The organism is Glaciimonas sp. Gout2 (assembly GCF_035018905.1).
In the GTDB taxonomy this organism is placed as follows: Bacteria; Pseudomonadota; Gammaproteobacteria; order Burkholderiales; family Burkholderiaceae_D; genus Glaciimonas.
In genome coordinates, this window is sequence record NZ_JASJXA010000116.1 from 1 (window position 1) to 1,762 (window position 1,762).

Consider the following 1,762-nt stretch of genomic DNA (forward strand, 5'->3'; position numbering starts at 1 on the left):
GGTAAGCGTTCCCTCAGTACCCTCTACCCATAAACACCAAATTTCTGCATGATTTGAATGGGAAGGCACAAATTAATTGTGCCCACAAATTCACATTATGGACACAAATATTGGGACGGTTTCGCGAGCAAAGCGCGGCGCTTATCGCCAGCATTCAACGGAATTTAAACGCAGGGTCGCCGAAGAATCTCTGGTGCCAGGAACTTCGGTATCGCGGGTGGCGCGTGCGCATGACCTCAATGCCAATCAGGTTTTTGCATGGCGCAAGCTATTTCATGTGGGAGCCTTTGAAACTGCCTCGGGCCCGCAGAGTACATTATTGCCGGTTGTGCTCAGCGATCCCCTGCCGGTAGATACACAACCGGTCTTTACCAGTACCGCTGTTTCCCCCGGGGTCATTATTCTGGAAGTAGGCAAAGCCCGGCTTCGACTCGAAGGCGTCGTCGACTCTGCCATGCTTGCCCTTGTTCTGGAACGGTTGCTCGCATGATTGGTCTGCCGGCAGGCACACGTATCTGGATGGCAGCGGGTGTGACCGATATGCGCTGTGGTTTTAATGGCCTGGCAGCCAAGGTGCAGACGGCATTGGCCGAAGATCCGTTCAGCGGTCATGTCTTCGTCTTTCGGGGACGGCGTGGAGATATCCTTAAAATTCTGTGGTGGACCGGCGATGGCCTGTGCCTGCTGGCCAAGCGCCTCGAACGCGGCCGTTTCATCTGGCCGCAGGCAACGGAAGGATCGGTGTCGCTCTCGCAAGCGCAGTTGTCGATGCTATTGGAAGGGATCGACTGGCGGCGTCCGGAACGCACGAATCGGCCCTCATCAGGCTTGTAAACATCGCCACACATGCGTAAACTGGCACCATGCCAACGCACACCACTCTTCCTGACGATATCGCGACCTTGCAGGCCATGATCCTGGAGCGTGACGTCGCCCTTGCCGCGCAAAGTGAAACGCTGGCGCAGTTGCGGGAAGAGCTTTCCACGCGCGGGATCGAAATCGAACACCTCAAGCTTCTTATCGCCAAGCTCAGACGCATGCAGTTCGGCCGCAAATCCGAGAAGCTCGATCACCAGATCGAACAACTTGAACTGCGACTGGAAGATTTGCAGGCCGATGAGAGTGCTGTTGCCATGGAAGAACCTCCGACCAGAAAGCCACGCCAGAGTGCACCGCGCAAACCGCTGCCCCTTCATTTACCCCGTGATGAGAAGATTTATTTGCCCGAACAAAATGCCTGTCCGGATTGCGGTGGTGGCCTGCGGCAACTGGGCGAAGACGTTGCTGAACAACTCGAATTCATTCCCGCCAGCTTCAGAGTCATCCGACACATTCGTCCGAAGCTGGCCTGCAAGTGCTGCGATACCATCCTGCAAGCTGCCGCGCCCAGTCGTCCGATTACACGCGGTCTGGCAGGTCCCGGATTACTGGCCCATGTACTGGTCAGTAAATATGCCGATCACCTGCCGCTCTATCGGCAATCTGTCATGTATGCCCGTGAAGGTGTCGAACTGGATCGGGGATTATTGGCTGACTGGGTCGGTGCTGCCAGCAGTTTGCTGCGACCACTGGTGGACGCGATTCGACGCCATGTGCTGGCTGCCACGAAACTGCATGCCGACGACACACCCATACCCGTTCTGGCACCGGGTAATGGCAAGACCAAGACAGCGCGACTATGGACCTATGTGCGGGATGACCGTCCTTCCGGATCTGTTGAACCAGCAGCAGTCTGGTTTGCCTATACTCCGGACCGTAAAGG

The 1,762-nt window shown here is 56.4% G+C and carries 3 protein-coding genes; all 3 read left to right on the forward strand.

What is annotated here, in order from left to right:
* The first annotated feature begins 97 nt into the window (after positions 1-97).
* On the forward strand, positions 98-490 hold the full coding sequence (gene tnpA, locus QN379_RS23775; RefSeq protein ID WP_416186780.1) for an IS66-like element accessory protein TnpA: 393 nt from the start codon (positions 98-100) through the stop codon (positions 488-490).
* The gene (gene tnpB / locus QN379_RS23375; RefSeq protein WP_323507754.1) at positions 487-834 is read left to right on the forward strand and encodes an IS66 family insertion sequence element accessory protein TnpB; all 348 of its coding nucleotides are present in this window, start codon (positions 487-489) and stop codon (positions 832-834) included. The genes tnpA and tnpB overlap by 4 nt, the downstream gene beginning before the upstream one ends.
* Positions 835-863: 29 nt before the next feature.
* Positions 864-1,762, forward strand: an 899-nt coding sequence (tnpC, locus tag QN379_RS23380; protein ID WP_416348565.1) for an IS66 family transposase, incomplete at its 3' end; no start/stop codon positions are given.